2 protein-coding genes are annotated in these 1,059 nt (G+C 46.3%); both read left to right on the top strand.

All coding sequences use genetic code 11. The annotated features are described in order from the left end of the window. Positions 1 to 569: hypothetical protein (locus A3739_RS30230; RefSeq protein ID WP_197472482.1), on the top strand; the 569-nt coding region annotated here is incomplete at its 5' end. 65 nt (positions 570 to 634) lie between these two features. Beyond that, positions 635 to 1,059 (top strand): hypothetical protein (locus A3739_RS21620; RefSeq protein WP_156502741.1); only part of this gene is annotated, 425 nt, incomplete at its 3' end.

Genomic DNA, 1,059 nt, shown 5'->3' with positions numbered 1-1,059 from the left:
GAAGCGATGGTAATTTTGTAGACTCAAACGGTGATTACCTCAATAGTGGTGGCTACGGCCAGTATGCTTACGTATTTGCCAACGGCGTAGATACAGGCGGGTATGACGGTCGCCGCCTCTATAGCAACCGCTATGCAATACCCCCTATTGCACAGTACGCATCAGCAAAAAGTTCCGCATACAACACGGCATATTACGACCCAAGTGTGACCTATGATCCTTGGCCGACCTTTACTAATGCTGAGTTTGATAGCGTTGCGAAAACCAATGGCTATACCTTTACAGATGCGAGTGTGACAGCAACCTTAGTTGAGCCAGTCACAACGGCTTTTGGTACACGTACGGTTAACTTATTTGCAGACTTAGATACATCTACTAAAACGGAATCTTATTGGGATTACGATATTCGCGATGCTGACATGGTTTGTAAAGAGAGTGGTGCAGACGATTGTGCCGATAACTCTCGCCAAGACTACACATTTTATCCAGCAACCTACTATCTGAAAGATCAGAGCGACCATTATTATTATCACGCTGTAGGAGGCTCTGGGTCGGGCGCACCCCTGTAACAGACAGTGATTTATTAGAGGCAGAGAAGCCTAAAGCGCCAATTGCCGATAATATTTCTGAGCCAATGAAGTTTGCTGCTGCGTTAGAGACGCAATCTTCTGGTACTGAATCTGACCGTATCCAAGCATCTCGTGACACCAATGTAACAAGTGGTGGCGATTTTATCGGGACGCTTGTGAGTTTAGGGACGGGCAATCGTACGAGTGTGCCTGCCACTGGTAAAACACTTTATACGGTAGAGGCGAAGAGTTCAGGAACACATTATATTTGGATGCGCGTATTTGGCGCAGGAGGGTCTTCGGATTCATTTTGGGCGAAATTAACGAATCCATTGGGAAGTGATCCAAGCGTTAGTTACAGCAATGGCAACGCATTAGGCGATTATGGCTCTTTGCAAAATAATATGCCAAATAATACTTGGGGATGGGTCAAGTGGGGTGAGGCGAATCTCACTGCTGGTAATTATGAGCTTGAGGTCGCATACCGTGA

It is taken from the genome of Oleiphilus sp. HI0067 (assembly GCF_001635735.1).
The sequence above is the reverse complement of the archived record's forward strand: the minus strand, read 5'-3'. Positions and strand labels throughout refer to the sequence as shown.